The sequence below is a fragment of the Micromonospora sp. NBC_00858 genome, from assembly GCF_045207365.1.
GTDB lineage: Bacteria > Actinomycetota > Actinomycetes > Mycobacteriales > Micromonosporaceae > Micromonospora.
The window spans coordinates 6714146-6738181 of record NZ_CP108828.1; the positions used below are offsets into that span (position 1 = coordinate 6714146).

At 73.6% G+C, this 24036-nt stretch carries 18 protein-coding genes; 9 read left to right on the top strand and 9 right to left on the bottom strand.

Going from position 1 to position 24036, the window contains the following annotated elements; genetic code table 11:
• Positions 1–49: 49 nt before the first annotated feature.
• Complete coding sequence (eccCa, locus tag OG990_RS31285; protein WP_406078042.1) at positions 50–4039, bottom strand: type VII secretion protein EccCa; 3990 nt, start codon at positions 4037–4039, stop codon at positions 50–52.
• Between the two features lie 101 nt (positions 4040–4140).
• Between eccCa and eccD the strand changes: the two genes are divergently transcribed.
• Complete coding sequence (eccD, locus tag OG990_RS31290) at positions 4141–5544, top strand: type VII secretion integral membrane protein EccD (protein ID WP_328421263.1); 1404 nt, start codon at positions 4141–4143, stop codon at positions 5542–5544.
• A gap of 31 nt (positions 5545–5575) precedes the next feature.
• Here eccD and OG990_RS31295 read toward each other — a convergent pair whose 3' ends face one another.
• Entirely contained in the window at positions 5576–6082 is a 507-nt protein-coding gene (locus OG990_RS31295) for an inorganic diphosphatase (RefSeq protein WP_328421261.1), read from the bottom strand.
• Between the two features lie 405 nt (positions 6083–6487).
• On the opposite strand from OG990_RS31295, the gene dacB reads away from it, so the two are divergent.
• The 3 genes from dacB to tilS all read left to right on the top strand — a co-directional run bounded on the left by dacB (position 6488) and on the right by tilS (position 10367).
• The gene (dacB, locus tag OG990_RS31300) at positions 6488–8200 is read left to right on the top strand and encodes a D-alanyl-D-alanine carboxypeptidase/D-alanyl-D-alanine-endopeptidase (RefSeq protein ID WP_406078044.1); all 1713 of its coding nucleotides are present in this window, start codon (positions 6488–6490) and stop codon (positions 8198–8200) included.
• Positions 8201–8302: 102 nt separating this feature from the next.
• A complete protein-coding gene (locus OG990_RS31305) occupies positions 8303–9373 on the top strand; it encodes a zinc-dependent metalloprotease (protein ID WP_406078045.1) in 1071 nt (356 codons plus the stop codon).
• Positions 9374–9383: 10 nt separating this feature from the next.
• Entirely contained in the window at positions 9384–10367 is a 984-nt protein-coding gene (gene tilS / locus OG990_RS31310) for a tRNA lysidine(34) synthetase TilS (RefSeq protein ID WP_406078046.1), read from the top strand.
• Between the two features lie 37 nt (positions 10368–10404).
• On the opposite strand, the gene OG990_RS31315 is transcribed toward tilS, so the two are convergent.
• On the bottom strand, positions 10405–11367 hold the full coding sequence (locus tag OG990_RS31315; protein WP_355601921.1) for a helix-turn-helix domain-containing protein: 963 nt from the start codon (positions 11365–11367) through the stop codon (positions 10405–10407).
• A 138-nt stretch (positions 11368–11505) separates the two neighbouring features.
• On the opposite strand from OG990_RS31315, the gene OG990_RS31320 reads away from it, so the two are divergent.
• From OG990_RS31320 to folE, 4 genes are all read left to right on the top strand, one after another.
• On the top strand, positions 11506–11655 hold the full coding sequence (locus OG990_RS31320) for a hypothetical protein (RefSeq protein ID WP_328426871.1): 150 nt from the start codon (positions 11506–11508) through the stop codon (positions 11653–11655).
• A 100-nt stretch (positions 11656–11755) separates the two neighbouring features.
• A complete protein-coding gene (hpt, locus tag OG990_RS31325) occupies positions 11756–12331 on the top strand; it encodes a hypoxanthine phosphoribosyltransferase (protein ID WP_328421251.1) in 576 nt (191 codons plus the stop codon).
• Between the two features lie 473 nt (positions 12332–12804).
• The gene (gene ftsH, locus OG990_RS31330) at positions 12805–14826 is read left to right on the top strand and encodes an ATP-dependent zinc metalloprotease FtsH (RefSeq protein WP_328421249.1); all 2022 of its coding nucleotides are present in this window, start codon (positions 12805–12807) and stop codon (positions 14824–14826) included.
• A 35-nt stretch (positions 14827–14861) separates the two neighbouring features.
• Positions 14862–15527 carry a GTP cyclohydrolase I FolE gene (folE, locus tag OG990_RS31335; protein WP_328426138.1) on the top strand — a complete coding sequence of 222 codons (666 nt, stop codon included), beginning with the start codon at positions 14862–14864 and terminating at the stop codon, positions 15525–15527.
• Between the two features lie 112 nt (positions 15528–15639).
• Here the strand turns inward: folE and OG990_RS31340 are convergent, their stop codons facing one another.
• Entirely contained in the window at positions 15640–16386 is a 747-nt protein-coding gene (locus OG990_RS31340) for a hypothetical protein (RefSeq protein WP_406078047.1), read from the bottom strand.
• 28 nt (positions 16387–16414) lie between these two features.
• Positions 16415–18976 carry an FtsK/SpoIIIE domain-containing protein gene (locus OG990_RS31345; protein WP_406078048.1) on the bottom strand — a complete coding sequence of 854 codons (2562 nt, stop codon included), beginning with the start codon at positions 18974–18976 and terminating at the stop codon, positions 16415–16417.
• Between the two features lie 195 nt (positions 18977–19171).
• Here OG990_RS31345 and OG990_RS31350 point away from each other — a divergent pair, with 195 nt between their 5' ends.
• Positions 19172–19738, top strand: coding sequence for a hypothetical protein (locus OG990_RS31350; protein ID WP_406078049.1), 567 nt, complete (start codon positions 19172–19174; stop codon positions 19736–19738).
• 2 nt (positions 19739–19740) lie between these two features.
• On the opposite strand, the gene OG990_RS31355 is transcribed toward OG990_RS31350, so the two are convergent.
• From OG990_RS31355 to OG990_RS31370, 4 genes are read right to left on the bottom strand one after another with little or no spacing between them, the layout of a single operon-like run.
• A complete protein-coding gene (locus tag OG990_RS31355) occupies positions 19741–20340 on the bottom strand; it encodes a hypothetical protein (protein WP_355601916.1) in 600 nt (199 codons plus the stop codon).
• A gap of 13 nt (positions 20341–20353) precedes the next feature.
• Entirely contained in the window at positions 20354–21529 is a 1176-nt protein-coding gene (locus OG990_RS31360; protein WP_406078050.1) for a M23 family metallopeptidase, read from the bottom strand.
• On the bottom strand, positions 21526–22083 hold the full coding sequence (locus OG990_RS31365; protein WP_406078052.1) for a hypothetical protein: 558 nt from the start codon (positions 22081–22083) through the stop codon (positions 21526–21528). Before OG990_RS31365 ends, OG990_RS31360 begins: the two co-directional genes overlap by 4 nt.
• Entirely contained in the window at positions 22080–24035 is a 1956-nt protein-coding gene (locus tag OG990_RS31370) for an MFS transporter (RefSeq protein WP_406078054.1), read from the bottom strand. Before OG990_RS31370 ends, OG990_RS31365 begins: the two co-directional genes overlap by 4 nt.
• Position 24036 lies beyond the last annotated feature (1 nt).

Here is a 24036-nt window from a genome sequence, read left to right on the forward strand (position 1 = left end):
AGATTACCGGTTTCCCCACCTGTCACGGGAGGAACCGCTAAGACAAGGGTCACGGCGGCGGCAGCTGGGCGAGCTGGACGAGGCGTACGCCCTCCCGCCGGGTGACCAACCGACCACGACCCGGTGGCAGTGGCCCGGGCCGGACCGGCCCGACAAGTGCGCCCTCCTCCGGGCTGCCCGCCATCACCAGACCGGCGGTGGAAAGCTCCCGCAGCCGCTGCACGATCGGCTCGTACTGGGCCCGGCCCGCTCCGCCGGAGCGGCGGGCAAGCACCAGGTGCAGCCCGACGTCGCGGGCGTGCGGCAGGTGCTCCTCCAGTGCCCGCAACGGGTTCGCCGGCCCGGCCGCCACCAGGTCGTAGTCGTCCACCAGCACGAACAGCTCCGGTCCGGACCACCAGGACCGGTCACGCAGCTGCTGCGGGGTGACCTCCGGCCCGGGGGCACGCCGCTCCAGGTAGCCGGCGGCCGACTCGACCAGGTCGGCGGTGTGCGCCGCGGCGGTGCCGTAACCGATCAGGTGCGGCGTCTCGATGGCGCCGAGCAGGCTGCGTCGGTAGTCGACCAGGATCACCCGGGCCTGCTCCGGGGTGAACCGGGTGATGATCGAGGTGGCCAGCGCGCGCAGGAACGACGACTTGCCGCACTCCGCGTCCCCGAAGATCACGAAGTGTGACTCGGTGGCGAAGTCGAGCACCACCGGGCGCAGGTCCGCCTCGGCGATCCCGATCGGCAGCCGCAGCCCGGTCGTCGCGGCGAGGTCCAGGTCGGCGTACGGCAGCACCGGCGGTAGCAGCCGGACCCGGGGCGCCGGGGGACCCGCCCAACTGCCGGCGACCCGTTTGACCAGGTCGGCGGTGTCACCGCTGGCGGCGGCGAGCTGAGGCAGCGCGGTGAGGAAGTGCAGGCTCTCCGCGGTCACCCCCCGACCGGAGCGCTCCGGCACGTTCGCGGCCGCCCGCCGGGCCACCAGCGAGTCGGCGGGGTCGCCGAGGCGCAGCTCCAGCCGGGAACCGAACAGATCCCGGATCGCCGGGCGGAAGTCCAGCCAGCGCAGCGCCGTGGCGACCACGTGCAGCCCGTACGACAGGCCCCGGGTGGCCAGGTCGGTGACCAGCGGCTCCAGGTCGTCGTACTCGCCGCGGACGGTGCTCCAGCCGTCGATCACCAGGAACACGTCGCCGAACGGGTCGGCGCCCGGCTGGTTGGCCGTCCCCGCTGCGGCCCGGCGCTGCCGGTACGCGGCCATCGACTCCACGCCCAGCTCGTTGAAGCGGCGTTCCCGCTCGGCCAGCAGGGTGGTCATCTCGCCGACGGTGCGCCGCACAGCGGTGGGGTCGGCACGGCCGGTCACCCCACCCACGTGCGGCAGGTTGCGCAGCGCGGTCAAGCCGCCGCCGCCGAAGTCGAGGCAGTAGACCTGCACCTCGGCCGGGGTGTGGGTGAGCGCCAGCGCGCAGATCAGCGTGCGCAGCGCGGTGGACTTGCCGCTCTGCGGCGCACCCACCACCGCCACGTGCCCGGCCGCGCCGTCCAGCGCCAGCCAGAGCAGGTCGCGGCGCTGCTCCAGCGGCTTGTCCACCACGGCCACCGGCACCCCGAGCGCGCCGTGCAGCTCGGGGTTGCCCACGGTGAGCCCGCGCGCCGGGTCGACCTCGACCGGGCCGAGCAGCTCGTCCAGTGCGGGCGGCTGGCCGAGCGGCGGGAGCCAGACCTGATGCGCGGGCGGTCCCTGCCCGACGAGCCGGTCGACCAGCAGATCGAGCAGGGTCTCCCGGCCGCCGTCCTCCTCGGCCACGACGGGCAGGGCCGGCGTGGCCGGCTCGGGCACCGGCACGACGTGGGTGGTGAAGGTGAGCAGGCGGGCACCGCCGCCGGCGGTCACACCGGCTGTCGCGGCTCGGCGGTGGATCGCCCCGGAGACGTACGCGGCCTTGAACCGGGCCAGCGGGTCGGTGCCGGCGCGCAGGTAACCGTGGCCCGGTGAGCGGGGCAGCTCGTGCGCGTCCGGCACCCCGAGCACGGTGCGCGACTCCAACGCGGAGAAGGTGCGCAGCCCGATCCGGTACGACAGGTGGGTGTCCAGCCCTCGTAGCCGCCCCTCCTCCAGGCGCTGGCTGGCCAGCAGCAGGTGTACGCCGAGGGACCGGCCGAGCCGGCCGATCTGCACGAACAGGTCGATGAAGTCGGGCTTGGCGGAGAGCAGCTCGGAGAACTCGTCGCAGATCAGCAGCAGCGACGGCAGTGGGGCCAGCGGGCTGCCGGCCGCCCGGGCCCGCTCGTAGTCGCGCACGCTGGCGAAGTTGCCGGCCCGGCGCAGCAGCTCCTGCCGGCGGACCAACTCCCCGTTGATCGCGTCCACCATCCGGTCGACCAGGGGGAGCGCGTCGGCCAGGTTGGTGATCACGGCGGCGGTGTGCGGCAGCCGGTCGAACGAGGCGAAGGTGGCGCCGCCCTTGAAGTCGACCAGTACGAAGTTGAGCTGCTCGGAGCTGTGCGTGGCGGCCAGCCCCAGCACCAGCGTGCGGAGCAGCTCGGACTTGCCCGAGCCGGTGGCCCCGATGAGCAGGCCGTGCGGACCCATCCCGTCCTGGGCGGATTCCTTGAGGTCCAGCTCGATGGCCCCACCGTCGGCGCCCACCCCGATCGGCACCCGCAGCCGGTCCCGCGCCGAGCGCGGCGCCCAACCCTGCTCGGCGGTGAAGCTCTCCGGGTCACCGAGGCCGAGCAGCTCGGGCAGGCCCAGCTCGGCCTGGAGCGGGGCGTCCGGGCCGCGAGCCGCGCCGGCCAGCCGCAGCGGCGCCAACCGTCGGGCGACCGCCTCGGCGTCGGCGGGGTCGAGCTGGTCGGCGCTGCCCACCTCGGCATGCCCCTCGGCCGACCAGGAGTGCAGCCGCCGGCCGCGCAGCTCCAGCAGCAGCGCGTACCGGTCGAGCAGGCGCGGCGGTGGAGTGTCCAGGTCCAGGACGGTGACCGCGTCGATGCCGCCGTCGCCGGTCAGGTCGGTGGCACCGGTGAGGTCGCCACCGTCGAGGACCACCACCACGTGCGGCCCGTCGGTGGCCGGGCCGGCCGGACTGAACCGGGACCGGCTTGCCAGCACGTCGCCCAGCAGCCGTTCCAGCTCGGCGGCGGAGCTGGTGACCAGACGTACCGGGCCGAGCGCGTCGGTGCGGCCGGGATGGTGGGCGTGCGGGAGCCATTTCACCCACTCCCAGCCGGCCCGGCGTTCCGGCCCGGCGCAGATGGCGACCAGCAGCTCGTCGGGGGCGTGGAAGACGGCCAGCTGGGTCAGCACGGCCCGGACCAGCGCCTGCGCCGCCGGGTCGCCGGTGGGTGGCCCGCCGGTGGTCGGGCCGATGCCACCGCCGATGCGGCCGGCGGTCCGCACGTGCACCCGGGCGAAGCTGCGCAGCGACAGCGCCACCGGCAGGTCCGGCACCACGGAGTACGCGTCCAGGAAGCGGCGCAACGCGCCGGCGGTCATCGGCTCCAGCTCCTCCAGCGGCCGGGTGACCGGAGGAACGAGCGGGGTGGCCAGCGTCTGCGGCCCGACGGCGACCCGTACCACCGCGAAGTCCGGGTCGGCGGGGCGCCGCTCCCAGACCCGGTGGCTGTCCACCGTCGACCACAACCGGCCCGGGTCCGGGTGTCGGTAGTAGAGCCCGGCCCGCTGCTGCCCGGCGGTCCGCCGGACCCGTCGACGTAGCGTGGCCAGGTGGCGCAGGTACTCCCGGCGGGCGGCCATCATCTCGGACTTCTTCGGCGTGCCCGAGGCGCTGCCCCAGGAGGTCACCAGCATCGCCAACGAGGAGAGCCCGAACATCCCGCCCACGACGTACGAGTAGGCGCCGCCGCCCCGGCCGAACATCATCGCCATCGCCACCGTGCCGCCGAGCATGGGCAGCAGCATGAGCATCTGCTGCCAGCGCCCGCCGGTCACCGCGGGGATCTCCGGTGGTGCCTCGACCGGCAGTTCGCCGGCGGGGATCTCCGGTGCCGGCCGGCGGGGCGGGCGCTTGATGACGACGGTGGACACTCGGCCTCCTGACAGCGCTGGGTAACCCGAGCCTGGCTCATGGTAGGTAAAGTCCTGTCGTCCGCGCAGCCTCCGATCCCCCTCGATATGGAGACCAGTCGATGACAACCGGGCTGGCCCGCGTCACCATCAGCGCGCCGCAACGGCGGGTGGACGTTGCCCTGCCGGAGCAGGTACCCCTCGCCGAGCTGCTGCCCGACGTGCTCCGGCACGCCGGGGAGGGGCTTGCCGACGACGGCGAGCGGCACGGCGGCTGGGTGCTGCGCCGCACGGACGGAGCACTGCTGGCGACCGCCCAGGCGCTGCTGCCGCAGGGGGTCCGCGACGGTGAGGTGCTACACCTGGTGCCGGCCCGCGCCCACTGGCCCGAGCTGGAGTACGACGACGTGGTGGAGGCGATCGCCGACGGCGCCCGTCGCCGCGGCGGGGCCTGGTCGCCCGCGGCCACCCGTGCGGCCGGCCTGGCCGGCGCCGCGGTCCCGCTCGCCGTCGGGCTGCTCGCCCTGCTCACCGGCGGCCCGGCGCACCGGGTGGGCTGGCTGGCGGCGGCCGTGGTGGCGCTGCTGCTGACCGTGGCTGGCACGGTCGCGTCCCGGGCCAACGGTGACGGCACCGCCGGGGCGACGCTCGGTGGCTACGCCCTGCCGTACGCGTTCGTGGCTGGCGCCCTCGCGGTCGGCTCGGGCGATCCGGTCGGGCCACTCGGCCCGGCGCGCTGGGTGGGAGCCCCCGAGTTGCTGGCCGGCTCGGTGGCGCTGCTGCTGGTCGCGTTGCTCGGGCTGCTCGGCGTGGCCAGCCGGCTGCGGGTCTTCGTGGCCGGCGTCACGGTCGGCCTGATCGGTGTGGGTGCGGCGCTCGGCGGGCTGGTGCTGACCCCGGCCGGCACGGCCGCGGTGCTGCTCAGCGCGCTGGTGTTCGCCGTCGGGGTGATCCCGCTGCTGGCCATCCGGTTGGGCAAGCTGCCGTTGCCGCCGATCACCCTGCCGGCCACGGCCCCCACTGCGGAGCCGGAGCAGGCCCGGGACCTGCCGGACCGGGGCCGGGTGCAGGCGGCGGTGACCCGAACCGAGGAGATGCTCACCGGGATGCTGCTCGGGCACGCCCTGCTGGCGGTGGCCACGGCGGCGGTGCTCGGGGTGGCAGGCGGGACGGCCGGCCGGGTGCTGGTGGCGGTCGTCTCGGCCGTGCTGCTGCTGCGGTCACGGCTGTTCGTGGCGCTGCGGCACCGGGTGCCGCCGGTGCTCGCCGGGCTGGCCGGTTACGCGATCCTGGGAGCGGTGCTGGTCGGCCGGGCCGACGACGCCGGGCGGCTGGCGCTGGTCCTCGGTGGGGCGGCGCTGGCCCTGGTGGCCGTCGCGGCCGGCACCGGGTACGCCCGGCGGCCGGTCTCGCCGTACGTGGGCAGGGTCGCCGACCTCACCGACACGGCGCTGGTGGTCGCCGTGGTGCCGGTCGCCTGCGCGGTGCTCGACCTGTACGACCGGGCCCGGGGGCTGCTCGGTTGAGCGGCTCCCGGGCCCGGCGTGTCAGCGATCGTCAGTGGGCGGCTTCGCCGCGTGCCTCGGCGTCCCTGGCCCGCTGGTAGGAGGCGTGGATCTCGGCCTCGGCCTCGGTGCGGCCGACCCAGGTCGCGCCCTCCACCGACTTGCCGGGCTCCAGGTCCTTGTACACCTCGAAGAAGTGCTGGATCTCCAGCCGGTCGAACTCGCCCAGGTGGTGGATGTCGCGCAGGTGCTCCTGGCGCGGGTCCTCGTAGGGCACGCAGAGCACCTTGTCGTCGCCGCCCTTTTCGTCCGTCATCCGGAACATGCCGATGGTGCGGCAGCGGATCAGGCAGCCCGGGAAGGTCGGCTCGGGCACCAGCACGAGAGCGTCGAGCGGGTCGCCGTCCTCGCCCAGCGTGCCCTCGATGAACCCGTAGTCGGCCGGGTACTGGGTGGACGTGAAGAGGGTGCGGTCCAGCCGGATCCGGCCGGTCGCGTGGTCCACCTCGTACTTGTTCCGGTGACCTTTGGGGATCTCAACCGTCACGTCGAAATCCATCTGCACGCTCCCTCGTCTGCCCACGCTGGCTAACGGAAACCACTGGCGGCCCCCCGGACAGGTGAATGCCCACCCGCCGGCTCCGGCTGCCGCATAGTCTTCGGACCGAAGTAGTGTCACCCAAGCCAATTTTCGCTGGGGGAGGAGGGGGTCGTGGGGAGGGAAGATTCACACTACCGCCCGGACGGGGGCGACGCGCGCGGTACCGGACGATCCGGCTCCGGTGGCGCCACCGGTCGGGTCCCGGTGCCCGACGCCCACCTCCCTCGGGCGCCCGAGCCGTCGACCCCGGCGCCGGAGACGGTGCCCGAACGTCCCCCGCCACTGCCCTGGCGTCCGCCCGCAGGGTCGGCTCCCGCCGGTCCGAACACCGGTCGCTTCCCGGTCCTCGGCGGCAACCGGCCCATGAGCGCACCGGCGAGCGGGCGAGCCGGTGTCCCGACCAGCCCGGCGCCGGGCGGCAGCGCCCCGGCGAGTGGGCGAGCCGGTGTCCCGACCAGCCCGGCGCCGGGCGGCCCGCCGTCCGGCGACGGCCCGACCGTCCCCATCCCGACCAGCGCGGTCCCGCGTGGCACGGCGTCCGGCCCGACGGCTCCGCTCCCCACCGGCGTCCCACCGCTGGGACCGCCGATCTCCGCGCTGCCAGCGCCGGCCGGCGCCGAACCGCCCGCCGTACCGCAGCCCGCTCCCGCCGCGCCGCGCCGTCGGCGGCTCCCGGTGGTGCTTGCCCTGGTGGTGCTGCTGGTACTCGCCGGCGTCGGGGTCTTCGTGGCCCGGCCCGGCCCGGTCGCCGGCTGGCTGGGCGACGACACCGAGCCCGCCCCGGCCGCCGCCGGCGCGACCCCGGAGCCCGACCCGTCGGACGTGCTTGCCGGACCGGACCCGAACGCCGCGCTGCCCACCCCCGAAGGGGTACGAGCCGCGCTGGACCCGCTGATCGGGGCCGACGCTCTGGGCGACCGGGTGAACGTGTCGGTGGCCGACGTGACCTCCGGTCAGACGCTGTTCGCCAAGGGGGCGGACGACGGCACCGTGCCCGCCTCGGTGACCAAGTTGGCGACCGGGGTGACCGTGCTGGCCGCCCGCGGGCCCGCGTACCGGATCCCCACCCGGGCGGTTGCCGGCGCGAAGCCCGGCGAGGTGGTGCTCGTCGGTGGTGGCGACCCCACCCTCGCGGTCGACAAGAAGGGCTACTACCCGGGTGCGGCGCGCCTCGACGACCTGGCCGCCCAGGTGCGCACCGCGCTCGGCGGTGTCGCACCGACCAGCGTCATCGTCGACGGCTCGGTCTACTCGGGCCCGGTCTACGGCCCGGGCTGGGACGACGACATTCCCACCGGCGGGTACGGCGGAGCGATGACCGCGCTGATGACCGATGGCGCGCGCAAGGACCCGGGCGCCGACAGCGGCGGCGCCGAGCGGGTCGCTGAGCCGGACCTGGCGGCCGGTCGGTCGTTCGCCCGGCTGCTCGGCGTGCCGGCCAGCGCCGTCAAGCAAGGGACTGCCCCGGCCCAGGCCGCCACCGGTGGCACTCCGGCTCCCGGGACCGAGCTGGGCGTGGTGCAGTCCCCGCCGCTGATCCGGCTGGTCGACATCATGATCAGCGAGAGCGACAACCTGCTGGCCGAGGCGCTGGCCCGCCAGGTCGCGCTGGCCCGCAACCAGCCGGCCTCGTTCGATGGTGCCGCCGCCGCGATGGACGCGGTGGTGGCTGAGCTGGGCCTGCCCGCCGACGAGATCACCCTGTCCGACGGCAGCGGGTTGTCCCGCCGCAACCGGATCAGCCCGTCGCTGCTGACCGACCTGATCCGCCTGGCAGGCAGCCCGGACCATCCGGAGCTGGCCGGCATCTTCGGCGGCCTCCCGGTGGGCGGCTGGTCCGGCACCCTGGGCGACCGCTATCGCGGGGCCCCCGGCACCGCTGGAGGGGCAGGCGCCGTGCGGGCCAAGACCGGCACGCTGACCGGCGTGCACGCCATCGCGGGCCTGGTCACCACGGCCGACGGCCGACTGCTCACCTTCGCTGTGCTCACCGACAAGGTGCCGGGTGGCACGGACACCGCCCAACCGGCGCTGGACCGGATCGCCGCGGCGCTGGCCGGCTGCGGCTGTCACTGACCGCTGCCGGCCCGCGTTCTCGCCCGGCGGCGGAGCCGCGACCGCCGCCGATCGCCGACGCGAGCCCGGGCCGGGGTGTCGCGGCGCGGGTACGGTGGGTCCATGGCGCAGTTCGTGGACTGGGATCTGGCCGCCGCCACCGCGGGGGCGTTGAGCAAGTCGGGCCCTCGGGTGTCGTACGCCGAGGCCACCGACGTGGTCGGCGACCTGCGTCGGCTGACCGACGAGGCGGCCGGGCACGTGGCCGACTACACGGGGTTGCGGGCGCAGGTGTCGCACCCGCCGGTCCGGGTGGTCGATCGCCGGGACTGGGCCGCCGCCAACATCGCCGGGCTGCGCGAGGTGATCACTCCGCTGGTCAACCGGCTCTCCGGCGACAAGCAGCCCGGTGCCCTGACCGAGGCGATCGGGTCCCGGCTGACCGGCGTGCAGGCCGGCACCGTGCTGGCGTACCTCTCCGGCCGGGTGCTCGGCCAGTACGAGGTCTTCTCCGCCGACCCGGGCCAACTGTTGCTGGTCGCCCCGAACATCGTCGAGGTGGAACGGAAGCTCGGCGCTGACCCGCGGGACTTCCGGCTCTGGGTCTGCCTGCACGAGGTCACCCACCGGACCCAGTTCACCGCCGTGCCCTGGATGCGCGCGTACTTCCTGAGCGAGGTGCAGGCGTTCGTGGACGCCTCGTCCAGCGGTGGCGAGCACCTGATCGAGCGGCTGCGGCGCGGGGTGGCCACCCTGTCCGACGCGGTCCGCGACCCGGAGAGCCGGACCAGCGTCCTGGACATCGTGCAGACCCCGGCGCAGCGGGCCGTACTGGACCGGCTCACCGCGCTGATGACCCTGCTGGAGGGGCACGCCGAGTTCGTCATGGACGGCGTCGGGCCGCGCGTGATCCCGAGCGTGGAGCGGATCCGGGCGTCGTTCAACCGGCGCCGCGAGGCGGGCAATCCGTTGGAGAAGGCGATCCGCCGGCTGCTCGGGGTGGACGTCAAGATGCGCCAGTACGCAGAGGGGCGCAAGTTCGTGCACGGCGTGGTCGAGCGCGTCGGCATGCCCGGGTTCAACTCGATCTTCAACTCTCCGCTCACCCTGCCCCGGTTGTCGGAGCTTGCCGACCCGGACGCCTGGGTGACCCGCGTGCACGGTCCGGCCGGCACCGTCCCGTCCGCCGGCTGACCGTCCGCCGGTGGCCGCGCTCGCCCCGCCGGTGGCCGCGATCCGGGTGGCGGTCCGCCGCGCGCTGACCGGCCTGTCGTCCGGCGGGCCGGTGCTGGTCGCCTGTTCCGGCGGCGCCGACTCACTCGCCCTGGCGGCGGCCACCGTGTTCGTGGCTCCCCGGCTGGGCCGCCCCGCCGGCCTGGTGACCGTCGACCACGGCCTGCAGGCTGGCTCGGCGCAGCGTGCCGAGGCGGTGGCCGTATGGGCACGGGAGGCCGGGTTCGCGCCGGTGGTGGTGGTCCGGGTGGAGGTGGCCGGGCGCGTGGGCGGGCCCGAGGCCGCTGCGCGGGAGGCCCGCTACCAGGCGTTGACCGAGGTGGCCCGGCAGCACGGCGCCGCCGCGATTCTGACCGGGCACACCCGCGACGACCAGGCGGAGACCGTGCTGCTCGCACTCGCCCGGGGGGCGGGCCCGCGCGGGCTGGCCGGGATGCCCGCCCGGCGCGAGCTGGCCGGGGTGCCACTGCTGCGCCCACTGCTGATGGTCGGCCGGGACCAGACGCGCGCCGCGTGCGCCGTGCTCGGGCTCAGCGCGTGGGAGGACCCGCACAACACCGACCCGTCGTACGCCCGGTCCCGGGTACGGGCCGACGTGCTGCCGGCGCTGGTGCGGGCGCTCGGGCCGGGGGTGCTGGACAACCTCGCGCGTACCGCCCGGCTGGTGGCGTCCGACAACGCCGCACTGGACGAGTTGGCGGAGGCGGCACTGGCGGCGGCCCGGCATCCCGGGGGCGGGCTGCTGGTGCCGGAGCTGGTCGGCCTGACACCCGCGGTACGCGGCCGGGTGCTGCACGCCTGGGCGCGTGAGCTGGGCGCATCGCCGGGTGCCCTGTCGTACGGGCACGTCGCCGCGCTGGATGCCCTGGTCACCGAGTGGCACGGTCAGGGTCCAGCCGACCTGCCCGGTGGTGTCCGGGTGCTCCGCCGCGACGACCGGCTCACCCCCGGCTGAGGGCGGTGCGGCGGCCCGGAGCCTGGCCTGGCCGGTCTCAGCCGCTGTGCGCCCGGTCCCGGAAGGTGGTCCGGTAGCCGTGCGGGGTGGCGCCGACCCGGCGACTGAAGTGGTGGCGCAGCGCCGCCGCGTCGCTGAAGCCGGCCTGGTCGGCGACCGCCTCCACGCTCAGCGGCGTCTCCTCCAGCAGCCGCCGGGCGAGCAGCACCCGTTGGTTGGTGAGCCAGTCGTGCGGGGTGGTGCCGGTCTCCGCGCGGAACCGGCGGGCGAACGTACGCGGCGACATGCCGGCCCTGGCGGCCAGCTCGTCCACCGTGATCGTCCGGTCCAGGTGCCCCATCAGCCACTCCAGCACCGGCTCCAGGGTGGGCGCCTCGGGCGCCTTCGGGATGGGCGCCTCGATGTACTGCGACTGGCCGCCGTCGCGATGCGGCGGGACCACCATCCGCCGGGCCAGCCGGGTGGCGGTGGCCGAGTCGTGCTCCTGGCGGATCAGGTGCAGGCAGGCGTCGATGCCGGCCGCGGTGCCGGCGCTGGTGAGCAGCCGACCGTCCTGGACGTAGAGCGAGTTGCAGCGCACCCGGGCGCGGGGGTGTCGGCGTTGCAGCTCGTCCACGTACCGCCAGTGGGTGGTGCACTCCCGGTCGTCCAGCAGCCCGGCCGCGCCGAGCAGGAAGGCGCCCGAGCAGACGCTGAACAGGTGCGCGCCGCGCGCGTCGGCCCGGCGTAGCGCGTCGAGCACCGGGCCCGGGACGGTGGTGCCCTGGCTGTGCGCGGGTACGGCCACCAGGTCGGCGTCCTCCACGGGGCCGAGATCGGCGTGCGGGGTGAGGTGGAAGCCGGACGAGGTGCGTACCGGCGCGCCGTCCGGGCTGCACACGTGGAAGCGGTAACCGGGGAAGCCGTCGGCCGTCCGGTCGGTGCCGAACACCTCGGCGAGCACGCCGAGCTCGAAGGGGGCGACCTGGTCGAGGGCGAGGACGGCGACGGAGCGAAGCATGTGACGAGGGTAACCCGACAGGTGGCAGTAAATCGATGCCCAGTGGCATCGCTGCCACTGTCCGGTCGGCGCGAGTCGTCGCAGACTGGTCTCAGTCCGGTGCGCACCGGCGGCGAAACCGACAGCAACCATGCGAAAGTGAGCGCCGCCATGGAGTTCCTGCTCTTCCTCCTGTTCCTCGTCCTGCTTGTCGCCGCCTCGGCGGCCGGCCTCACCACCGACAGCCGCGATTCGGCCGACTGGAAGCCGAGCGACGACGGCCGCCGCTGGCAGTCGCGTACCAGCTGATGTGTTTAGTGGTTTTTGCGGCGAAAATCCCGGGCGGGACCGCGCCAAAAGGTGCGGCCCCGCCGACGGAGGCCATCCGACGTACGGCAGGCTAGGAGTCATGGCTGACGGCTCCTGGTACGACGCCGACATCGACCACGTGATCATCTCCGAGGCACAGATCCGCGAGAAGACGGCGGAGCTGGCCAAGCAGGTCTCCGCCGACTACGCCCACGTGGACAACGGGCTGCTGCTGGTGTGCGTGCTCAAGGGCGCGGTGATGTTCATGGCGGACTTCTCCCGGGCGCTGGGCCGCAACGGGCCCCCGGCCGAGCTCGACTTCATGGCCATCTCCTCCTACGGCCAGGGCACCACCTCCTCCGGCGTGGTCCGCATCCTCAAGGACCTGGACCGGGACATCGCCGGCCGGCACGTGGTGGTCGTCGAGGACATCGTCGACTCCGGGCTGACGCTCTCCTGGCTGCTGCGCTACCTGGAGTCCCGCTCAGCGGCGAGCGTCGAGGTGGTCGCGCTGTTCCGCAAGCCGGACGCGGTCAAGGTGCCGGTCCCGGTGAAGTACGTCGGCTTCGACATCCCGACCGAGTTCGTGGTCGGGTACGGCCTGGACTTCGACGAGCGCTACCGGGAGCTGCCGTACGTCGGGGTGCTCAAGCCCGAGGTTTACGCCCGGACCTGACGCCGGCCCGGCCCCAGCCCTCACCGCAGGGCGGTGTGAGGCCAACTCGCATCGGCATTCGTCAAGCCGACGTTCAGCGCACTCTCAGCTCTTCCGGTTACCGTGGAGCCCGGTGGCGCGGAGGTTACTTCGCGCCCGGCCCCCTCGACCGCGTGACCGGGCGTTCGGGTGGCCGGGCAGGACTCTCCGCCACGCCGGCTTCTGCCCGGACCCGCCGTACGTTTCGGTGCGGGGCTGGCGAGCCTGCCCACGGTGCGCGCCGTCGATGGCGAACGTGCGCCGAGTGCGGGGCTCGCAAGCTCATCCCTCGCGTACACGGTGTACCGTCGAATGACCGCGGCGCGGCAGTTTTCGCGCTTCGGGGTCGAGGCCGGCCCGCACGGCGGCTCCGGCCGCCGCTCATCGCGGCGACACCATCAGACGGTCAGGACGTCGATCAGGAGGATGCGGGCGCCCCGGCGCTCGACAACAGTATGGAACGTACGCGTTTCTTCCGCCGACCGGTGGTCTGGATCATCCTGGTCATCCTCGGCGCCGTTGTGCTCAGTCAGCTGTTCACCGCTGGTCCCAGCTACCACCGCGTGGACACTTCCGTTGCGCTCGACCAGCTCCACACCGCCAAGATCAATAAAGTTGTCTTCCAGGACAAGGAGCAGACGCTCCAGCTCGACCTGGCCCAGAAGACGAAGTTCGGCGAGACCAACACCAACAAGATCGAGGCCCAGTTCCCGTACCAGGTGGGTGACGAGGTCTGGAACGAGGTGCTGGACGCCAAGGCGGCCAACCGGGTCACCGGCCCGGCCGACGCCAAGGTCTCGTCGGACAGCATCTGGGTGAGCCTGCTGGTCAACCTGCTGCCGATCGCGCTGCTCGTGCTCCTGCTGCTGTTCTTCATGTCGCAGATGCAGGGCGGCGGCTCCCGGGTGCTCAACTTCGGCAAGTCCAAGGCGAAGATGATCACCAAGGACACTCCGAAGACGACCTTCGCGGACGTCGCGGGTGCCGAGGAGGCCGTCGAGGAGCTGCACGAGATCAAGGACTTCCTGCAGAACCCGGCGAAGTACCAGGCCCTGGGTGCCAAGATCCCGAAGGGCGTGCTGCTGTTCGGCCCGCCCGGCACCGGCAAGACGCTGCTGGCCCGCGCGGTCGCCGGCGAGGCCGGGGTGCCGTTCTACTCCATCTCCGGCTCCGACTTCGTCGAGATGTTCGTCGGTGTCGGCGCCAGCCGGGTCCGTGACCTGTTCGAGCAGGCCAAGGCGAACGCCCCGGCGATCGTCTTCGTCGACGAGATCGACGCCGTCGGCCGACACCGTGGTGCCGGCATGGGCGGCGGTCACGACGAGCGCGAGCAGACGCTCAACCAGCTGCTCGTCGAGATGGACGGCTTCGACACCAAGGGCGGCGTCATCCTGATCGCGGCCACCAACCGTCCGGACATCCTCGACCCGGCGCTGCTGCGCCCGGGCCGGTTCGACCGGCAGATCCCGGTGGACGCCCCCGACATGGAGGGCCGCAAGGCCATCCTGCGGGTGCACGCCAAGGGCAAGCCGTTCACCCCCGACGTCGACCTCGACTCGGTGGCACGGCGTACCCCGGGCTTCAGCGGTGCCGACCTGGCCAACGTGATCAACGAGTCGGCCCTGCTCACCGCCCGCAAGGACCAGCGGGCGATCAGCAACGACTCGCTCGAAGAGTCGATCGACCGCGTGATCGCGGGTCCGCAGCGGCGGACCCGGGTGATGAGCGACCAGGAAAAGAAGATCACCGCGTACCACGAGGGTGGCCACGCGCTGGTCGCCTGGGCGCTGCCGCACGCCGCGCCGGTGCACAAGGTGACGATCCTGTCCCGTGGTCGCTCGCTGGGCCACACCCTGGTGCTCCCCACCGAAGACAAGTACACCCAGACCCGCGCCGAGATGATCGACACCCTGGCGTACGCGCTGGGCGGTCGGGCCGCCGAGGAGCTGGTCTTCCACGAGCCGACCACCGGTGCTGGCAACGACATCGAGAAGGCCACCCAACTGGCCCGTGCGATGATCACCCAGTACGGCATGAGCTCCAAGCTCGGTGCGATCAAGTACGGCACCAGCGGTGACGAGCCGTTCCTCGGCCGCAACATGGGCCACGAGCGGGACTACTCGGATTCGGTGGCCGCCGAGATCGACGGCGAGATGCGGGCGCTGGTCGAGCTGGCGCACGACGAGGCCTGGGAGATTCTGGTCGAGTACCGGGACGTCCTGGACAGCATCGTGCTCGAGCTGATCGAGAAGGAAACCCTCTCCACCGCCGACATGGCCCGGATCTGCTCGCGGGTGGTCAAGCGCCCGCCGCTGGCGCCGTACAACGGCTTCGGCAAGCGCCAGCCCTCCACCGAGCCGCCCGTGCTCACCCCGGCGGAGAAGGACGCGCTCAAGGCGCAGGCCCAGGCCGATGGCGCGCAGGCGGCGGTCGGCGGCGGTTCCGCCGGGTCGAACAACTCGGACGGTACGCACTGAGCAGCGACTCGACGGCCAGCTCCCCGAAACGGGAGCTGGCCGTCTCCGCGACCGAGCCCGACGGCGACGACGGGCTGGACTACGTGGCCGCCCGGCTGATCAGCGGCAAGCTGACCGGCCGGCCGGTCGAGGACGCGGTCGACCTGGGTCGAATCGAGAAGGCGGTCCGCGAGATCCTGATCGCGGTCGGCGAGGATCCGGACCGTGACGGGCTCCAACAGACCCCGGCCCGGGTCGCCCGGGCGTACGCCGAGCTCTTCGCCGGGCTGCGCGTCGACCCGGCCCAGGTGCTCAGCACCACCTTCGAGGCCAACCACCAAGAGCTGGTGATCGTCCGCGACATCGACGTGATGAGCCTCTGTGAGCACCACCTGCTGCCGTTCCGTGGCAGCGCGCACATCGGCTACATCCCCGGCCCGGACGGACGGATCACCGGCCTGTCCAAGCTGGCCCGGCTGGTCGAGGTCTTCGCCCGTCGGCCGCAGGTGCAGGAGCGGCTCACCTCGCAGGTCGCCGACCTGCTGATGAACAAGCTCGCCCCACGCGGCGTCGTGGTCGTGCTGGAGTGCGAGCACATGTGCATGGCGATGCGGGGCATCCAGAAGTCGGGCGCCCAGACGATCACGTCGGCGGTGCGCGGCATCCTGCAGACGGACTCCAAGTCGCGGGCCGAGGCGATGGCGCTGATCATCCCCCGCTGACTCCGGACGTATCACCGGCCGGCCGACCCCTCCGGGGGGCGGCCGGCCGTTCCGTCTCCCAGATCGCCTCGTCCTCCCGGACCAGTCCGTCTTCCCGGCCCCCGCTGGCGGGTCAGCCGGCCAGCAGGGCCAGCAACAGGCCGGCCGTGACCAGAACCGCCGGCACCAGGCAGAGCAGCCCACCGAAGCGCACCGTGCGGTCCAGCCGCTCGCCGGGGCCGGCTCGGAACATTCGCCCGATCCCCACCCAACCGCCAACGAAGGCGACCGCCGGCATCGGCAGCCCACAGATCAACGCCGCCACAGTGGCCGCGCCAGTGCCGGTCGCCGCGTACACCACGACCTGAATCAGCGGCACCAGCAGCGCCAGCGGCCCGTACACCAGGAGGTTGCGGGCCCGCGCGGGCCAGGACCCCGGGCGGAGCCGGCCGCGTGCGGCCAGCGCCGCGTCCGCCGCCTCGGCCCGACCCCGCGCGGCTCGCAGCGCCGCCAGCACCGCCGCCGGGCCGCCGGCCATCGACCGGGCGGCCTCGGTCAGCTCCGGTGGGGACGGCACAAGCGAGATCGCCGGTACGCCCAACTCACGCAGCCGCTCCTGCTGACTCGCCAGCCCGGTGCGGACCACCGTCAACTCCTCCCGGGCGGCCTCGGCCGAGCGGGCCTGCTCACCGGCGGCGGCGGCCGCGCTGCGGCGTACCCCATCCAGCTGCCGGGCGGCCGCGAGGTACTCCGACCAGGCCGTGGCGGGCTCGGCGCCGGCCCCGCCCGCCTCGGCGGTCCGCTGCCGCCCCGGTCCGGCCTCGCCTGCCTCGGCGGTCCGCTGCCGCCCCGGCCCGGTCACCGTCGCGTCCGGACCCATCCCGACACCTCCCGCGCGCACCACCGGATCACCCGGCCTCATCGGCGAACGGCACCAGGACCGTGCCCCGTTCATCCGGACCATCCCAGAGCACCGCCCGGTCGGGGCGGGCCCGCCACTCCACCGGCCGACCGAAGACCGCGGTGAGCTGGGCCGCCGGCACGTCCAGTACGGCGACGGCGGCGAGCTTGTCCACCTCTCCCTCCGGCTCCAGCAGCGCGGCGAACGGCGGCACCGCACGCCACCAGCCCAGCAGGTGCCGACCCGCCGGCGGGCCGTCCCGCAGCAGTGCGCGCAGCCGGTCCACCGGCAGCTCCCGGGGACCCGGCCGGTCAAGCCCGAAGACCACCAGGTAGGTGGGGAGCTCCCCGTCCGCGTCCGTGAGCAGCGTCGGCAGGTCAACCATGGTGGCCGTATGCCGGGCGGCGAGCTCGGTGGTCAGCGCCTCCGCCAGCGGGCGGGCGCCCGGGTCCGGTGCCGCCACCAGGAACCGGGCGGTGCCCGGCTGATGGTGGTCGGCGGTGCTCCGGGCCGCCGTCGCCAGCAGGCCACCCGCCGCCGAGCCCGATCCCAGCACCGCGAGGTTGCGCCCGGCAGCCGGACCAAGTGGTACGGCGACCGTCGAACGGGCCACGTCCACCGCTCTGCCGAGCAGCGCGGCGGGCCCGTGTGCCTGCCCGGCCAACGCGGCACGGTGTCGCGGATCGTTGCCGAGCAGCGGCCGGGCGTACCCGGCGAAGACCACCGGCGGCACCGACCCGGCGGGTCGGGCCGTCCACAACTCGTGCCGCAGCCGCTCCACCACCTCCGGGTGGTCCTGCGGGTCGGGGTGGCGGATCAGCCGTTCGTGACCGCGGGTCGCCCCTCGGGGGCCGCCGAGCCCACCCGCGGTGTTCACCACCGCGCTGCCCACCGGCAGGCCGGCCGCCGAGTCGTTGGTCGGTTCCAGCACCGGGCTGCCGCCGGGCAGCGCCACCCGCACCGGGAACTGCCCCAGCACCGAATCCCGGTGCCCGGCGTCCGCGCGGCCACTCAGCCCCAACTCGCCCGCGCCGGCCAGCACCAGGTGGACGCCGTACGCCCGGCCGGTGCGGGCCAACCCGTCCAGCTGAGCGGCCATCTCTGTGGCCAGCCGGTCCCGCTCGGCGAAGAGCAGCGGCACATTGTCCAGCACACAGACGATCCGGGGCAGCGGCCGATGCTGGCGCAACTCCGCGAAGCGTTGCCCGCCGGCCCGGCCGCCAGCGTCCGCCCGGCGCTGCACCTCGGCCGTCAACTGGTCGAGCAGGTCCCGGACGTACTCCCGGTCGGCGGCCATCGCGGCCGCCCGCACCTGCGGGATCCAGGAGCGGTCCCGCTCGGTCTGGAGAAACTCCACGAAGGACTCGCCATCGCCGAGATCCACCAGGTAGAGCGCCAGGTCGTCGGGGCCGTACCGGGCCGCCAGCCCGAGCAGCGCGGTGGTCAGGAACGCGGCGCGGCCCACCCCGGACCGGCCGCTCACCAGCCAGTGCGGGGTCAACTCGGTGAAGCCCAGCGGCACCTGCCGGCCCCCGGCGTCACCGACCGTGGTGGTCAACCCGTCCGTCGGATCCGACCCCCAGAGCTGCTCACCCGTCGCCGGTAGCAGATCCGCGAGGGCCAACCGGGAGCCCGCCTCCACCTGCGCGGCGAGCCGCCGGCAGACCGCATCCACCACGTCGACCGGTGGGTCCGCCTCGACGAAGACCGGCGAGTTCAGCCCGCCCGGCGGATCGGTGCCGGGGCTGGCGAAGGATGCTCCCGGTGGATCGCCGAGCAGCGCGTACGCGTTGCGCAACACCAGCGGAGTGGCGTGCGGTAGTGGTGGACGGGCCGCGTACGGGCCAGCGGGAGGCCAGCCGGCCACCACCAGGTGCAGCCCGGCGGCCGGCCCCTGCTCGGCCAGCGCCTCGATCCGTGCCAGGTCGGTCGAGCCGGTGCGCTCCGGCAGTGCGGCGACCACCAGCAGCAGCGTCCGGTCGTGTCGACGTGGCCCGCTCGCCCCCGGGGTGACCCACTGCTCCGCCTCGGTCAGCACCGCGCGCAGACCGGCCACGTCCACCGCTGGTGGCGGCAGCAGGCCGGCATCGGCCAGCGCCCCGAACGGGGTGAGCACGGCACCGGTGGCGTCCACCGCGCGTATCAGCAGGGCACCCGCCGGCGCCGCGCCCAGCGACCGCAGCAGCACGGCCCGCAGCAGCCCCGCCACCCGCGGCTCCCGAGCGTCGGTGTCCACGCACAGGTGACCGGTGCCGAACAGCGGCACCAGCGCCGGGAAACGGGCGTCGTCCAGCGGTGCCGCCGTGCCGACCCGGACGAAGGGCGGAGGGCCGTCACCGGCCGGAAAATCCACGGTGAGCGAGTCCAGGGCGGCACCCGACCAGCCCGGAGCCAGCCGCGCCGCCACCACCCGCAGCCGGTCCGCCACCTCGTACTGGCGGTGCTGGTCGGCCGGAGCAGGTCGGGTCTCGTCGAGGATGCCGGCGGCGGCGGTCGCGACGGCTGCCGCCCGGCGGTGCAGGGCTGCGGCGCGGTTCGTGCGTGCCTTCGGACCGGCCACCGCATCCACCCCCTCTGCCCGAGGTTGGCAACCCCTCTCCGATCAGAGACGGTATCCCAGCCGGGGCCGCTGCTCCGGGAGGTGCCGCGGCGGTGCGCCGGTGTTGTCGGGGATGTCACCAGTGGGGAGGGGTCCGTCACGATCCGCTGGATCTGAGGCATTGGCTCCGAGCCGTCCAGCCGTTAGCTTCAGGAGGTGGAATCAGTGCAGCCCCCCGCCGGTTCCCAGGTCTCCCGTGTACCGGCCCAGCGGACGCCGTCCGAGCAGCTGCCGCCGGCTCCGGTCGCGCCGGCGCCTCAGCCGCCACGCCGCCGGATGCGGACCGTGCTCACCGTGGTCGCCGGGGTGCTCGCGCTGCTCACCATCGGCGCTGTCATCACCGGCTACGTGCTGTACGACCGCGCCTCCGCCCCGGACCGCAGCGCCCCGGACGTGGTGGTGGACAACTACCTACGTGCGTTCCTTGTGGATCGCAACGACACGAGAGCCGACCTCTTCACCTGTGCGGGCGGCGGCGCTGAACTTCAGGCCGTGCGGGACCTCCGTCTCGAGATGGAGCAGCGTGAGGCGAAATTTGGCGTCGTCGTGCGAGTCACCTGGGGTCCGCTGGCCAGAACTCCGTCCAGTGACGGTGAATCCGTCGGCACGACGCTCACCATTGCCGGGTCTGCCGATGGCGTCCCCAGGAGCAGCCGGCGAGAGAACTGGTTGTTCAACGTTGTCGAAGACGATGACGGCTGGCGGGTCTGTGGCGGGACGCGAGCTGGCTGACGTCATTCGATCCACAGGAGATGGACCGGAACCTCCAGGGTGGTAGGTGACTGGCCACGCCAGGCCCAGCGGTACCACTCCACCTCGGGTGTGATCCGGACACAGATGTCCCCCTCGGCACCAGAGTAGGTCTCGGTGACGGCGCGAAGGTCGCGGTGCTCCAGGGCGCCCTCGACGTGTACCACCCGGCGCCCGGTGACCGCGTCCGCCTCGAAGACCGGGGTGGGGGACCGGTGGGCCGGGCCGTCGAGCGAGACCAGCCGGATGCCGGTGCCCTGACTGGCGTCCGGGCTGGTCCGCTCGCCGACCGTCTCCACCCAGACCCGATCCACCGGTACCAGTGGTGCGAACACCTCGACCTGCTCAGCCTCGGCCCGGTACCACTCGTGCTCAGGGATCACCGGGACGTAGGTCCGGGCTCCCTGGACCACCCGGTCGTCCGCGCGCAGGTCACCCCGCCAGCCCAGCCCTGGCAGCCCGACCAGCACCCGCCGTCCGCGCAGGTCCACCCGCTCGGTGGCGGGCACGATCGCCAGTGGTCGGGGTGGCCGGGGCGCCCAGTCAGGCTGGTCGGCGAACGGGTCCGGCAGGGGGCCACTCATGCCTTCGGTGACCTCATGCCGGGCGGCGCAGCGGGGCACCCCGCCCGCGCATGAACTGGTTCGGGTCGATAGCGCCACGGCTGGTTCGGTCGTTGCGTAGGTGCACCTCGAAGTGCAGGTGCGGACCGGAGGAGTTGCCGCTGCTGCCCACTTGGCCGATCACCTCGCCGGCCGCCACGATCTGATCGGGCTGCACGCGGGGCTGGACCACCATGTGGCAGTACCGCGTGATGTAGCCGCCAGCGTGCAGCAGGTCGACGAACCAGCCGCAGCCGCCCTTGCCGGGGTACCCATCCACGTCGCAGTCGAGCCGGCCCCTGTCGTCCGGGTCGCACTGGGAGACCAGTACCCGACCAGCGGCAGCAGCCCGGATCTCGGTGCCCTTGGCTGCCCCGATGTCGACCCCGTTGTGGCCGGGCCGCTGGGCGGTCCGGAAGCCGGAGCCGACCCCACCAGGGATCGGGGCGGTCCAGCCGGAGGCGGCGATCTGACCGCGTTCGGCCGCGTCGCACACCGCCTTGCCGTTGATCTCGATGGTGCGGGCCGCGCCGCCGGACAGCGCGTTCACGATTCGGCTGGCCAGCTCCTCGTGCTTGGCGTAGGCGTCCGGATAGGCGCTGATCTGGACCTGCTGCGCGACTGCGGTCAGCGGTCGACGTTGCCAGCCCCGTACCCCGACGAGCTTCTCGTAGAACTTGCGGGCCGTGTACGCGGGGGTCATCCGCTCGGCGACCGTGCCCCACCCCGGCCGCTGCTGGAACAGGCCCAGCGAGTCGTGGTCTGCGCCGACGCCCTCGTGCGGCAGGGCCAGGGACTCCGGCACGCCGCTGTTCGCCAGGTTGCGCAGGCCGGACTCCTGCATCGCGGTGGCAAGGGCGATCACCCATCCCCGCGAGGGCACGCCCATGTCCTGGCCGACCTTGATGATGATCGCGGCGTTACGGACCTGGGCATCGCCGTACTCGGTGAACCGTGGCAGCTTGCCGGTGATGTTCACGGGCCGCACGGGACCGCAGTCCTCGTTGGCCAGCGTGTCCCCATCCTCCGCGTCGCCGCTGAGCCCACTGAGGAAGAAGGCCGCGGTCCCACCGGTACAGCAGAGCAGGAGCAGCACCCCGGTCAGCACCGAAGCGACAACGCCGAGCCGTAGCGGTCGGCGGAGGGCGGCGGAGCCGCTGCCGTCGTTCATGGGCGCTCCCAGTCCAAAACGTCGACCAGCCAACCGCCGTCCGCGGCGATCAGTTCCAGTCGGAGCCGACCGGTGTCGAGGGGCAGCAGCACCTCGACGAACGTCTCGGTGCGCGACTGCACCGCGGGCGGTCCGGTGACCTCCTCGGCCGGAACTCCGCTGGGCTCGGCGCCGGCCAGCTTCTCGGTCAGCGCCGGGGTGGAGAGCGGACGCAGGCCGGTCTGCCACTGCTCCGCGGTCATACCGGGGCGGCCGAGCCAGGCAGCGGCAAACCGGTCGGCGGTCTGTTCGGGCGTGCGGTCGCCGGGCCGGGTGACCGGTGACGGCGGAGCGTCGGTGGAGATCGCACCGTCGTCACCCGCCGTGGGATCAACGGTGGTGATCGGCAGGTTCGGTCGGCTGCTCAATCCATCCGTCGGATCGCCGGGGCCGGAGACCAGCCGGGCCGCCCCGACCACGCCGAGGACGAGCACCGCGATGACCAGCGCCACCCCCAGCCGGGACCGCAGCGCGCGGGTGGCCAGAAACTCCAGAGCACGTCGCATCACCGTCACCGCGCCTCTGAGCGCACCCGGGGGCCGGGGCGGTCCGGTGCACGATCGGCGGAGCCCGGTCGGTAGACCACGAATGACGGGTTCTCGGCCGGAACGTCCGGCTCGGTCCAGGTTGCCGGCTGCCGGCGACGGGGCTGAGGCGCGACCGGACGGCTCCGGCCACCGGTCTCCTCCGCTGACGCCTCGTCCGCGCGCTCCTTACCGTCCGGGCGCCCGGCGCCGGTGCGCTGGCCGTCGGCCGGACGGGTCGGCACGGAGCCCGGGTCTTCCTGCCGCGCCTCCGGGCGCAGCGAGGTCCGCTCGGCGACCGGCGACTGACGGCGTCCACCCACCGGCTCCGCCGTGCCACCGGGCTCTGCCACGTCCAGCCGCGCCGCCGTCCGCATGTCCCGGAAGAACCGACGGTGCCAGGACCCGGCCGAGCTGACCGCCTCGCTGCTGTCCTTGCCGCCGAGCTGGGTGATCCGTCGGTAGGGCCGCAGCAGCAGCCAGCCGACCACCCCGCAGAGCCAGACCAGCACCACCTGGAGCCAGCCGGGCAGGGTCGGCGTACTCATGATCAAGTCGACCGCGAACAGGTAGATGGCCGCCCCGGTGCCGAAGATGGCGATGTTGAAGACCGCGGCGACCACGGCGTTCGCCAGCCGCCGCAACCCGGCACTGGCCGGGCGGAGCAGGCCGACGGTGCCGAGAATGGGCGCCGCGATCACCGCCCACCGGAAGATCAGGAAGCCGAGCAGGACCAGCAGCGACGCGGTCAGGTCGAACATGGCGAAGAGCAGCGACGCCAGCACCGCGATGAAGCCGGCACCGACCCGGTCCATGTCCCGCACCCCCTGGAGGTACTCGTACGCCTCCGGGTCCTCGGTCTGGATCTGCTGCGCCACCCGCGCCCACTGCTGCTGCTTGGCCTTGATGGTCGCGTCCCGGGTGGCCGGGTTGGCGCGCAGCTTCTCCGCCTCCTCCCAGGAGAGCGCCTTGGCGTCGTAGAGCGCCGGACCGTACTTGCGGGCGGTCTCGCTGTCGGCCGAGCCGAGCACGCCACGTAGCCAGTTCCGGTAGAGCATCGCCTCGGCGGCGGTGTCACTGGCCCGCACAGCAGGCGGCCGGTTGTCCTTACAAGCCTCGGGATTTGGATCGTCGCACTGATCCGGTGGGGTGTCCCGGGCCGCCGGACCGACGGCGTCGTGCACCGCGCCCAGCGTCGTGATCAGCGTGCCGTCCGCGATGTTCGCCGACTTGACCGGCCAGGCGGCAAGCGCAGTGACCGCGACCATGACCAGCAAAGCCCAGCCCGCGGTAGTCATGGCGTTGCTCATGTCCGACTGGCGGGAGCGCCAGAGCAGGTAGAGCCCCACCACGCAGAGCGTGACGATGCCGAAGACGCTGAACACCTTCTGGTAGACGGCCTTGGTCGCCTGCTCGACCAGGGGATCGGCCCAGCCCCACATCGAGCGCGGGTCCCAGGCGCGCTCCCGCAGCGCGTTCGAGGCGCCGACGATCGCGGTGGCGATCATGAATTCGCCGTTCGCGACTGTCGTGGTGAATTTGTAATCCGGATGCAGGACCGACGATGCGCACCCGCCCGGGATGTCGTAGGTCGGATAGCTGTAGCCGGCGTAGCCGTAGTCGCTGTAGAGCCCCTTCGGACCGGGCTGCTTGGCGGAGTCCGGCCGGCCGGCGAACCAGCCGGCGAGCCCGGAGTCCGGCGTTCCGGGGGTCGGCGCGTTGCGGCAGGTGATCTCGGTTTCGCTGACCTCCTTGAGCTTCGCCACGCAGGCCCGGAAGTCGGCCTGCCACTCCGGGGTCGTGCAGAGGTCGGCGCGGGCCTGGGCGGCCGGCGGGGCGGCGGCTGCCGCCTCCGCACCGATCAGCGGCCAGGTGAGGGACGCCCCGGCCAGTACGCCGAGGGCGAGCAGGAACGCTGCGATCCGTGCCCGGGCCCTCGCCATG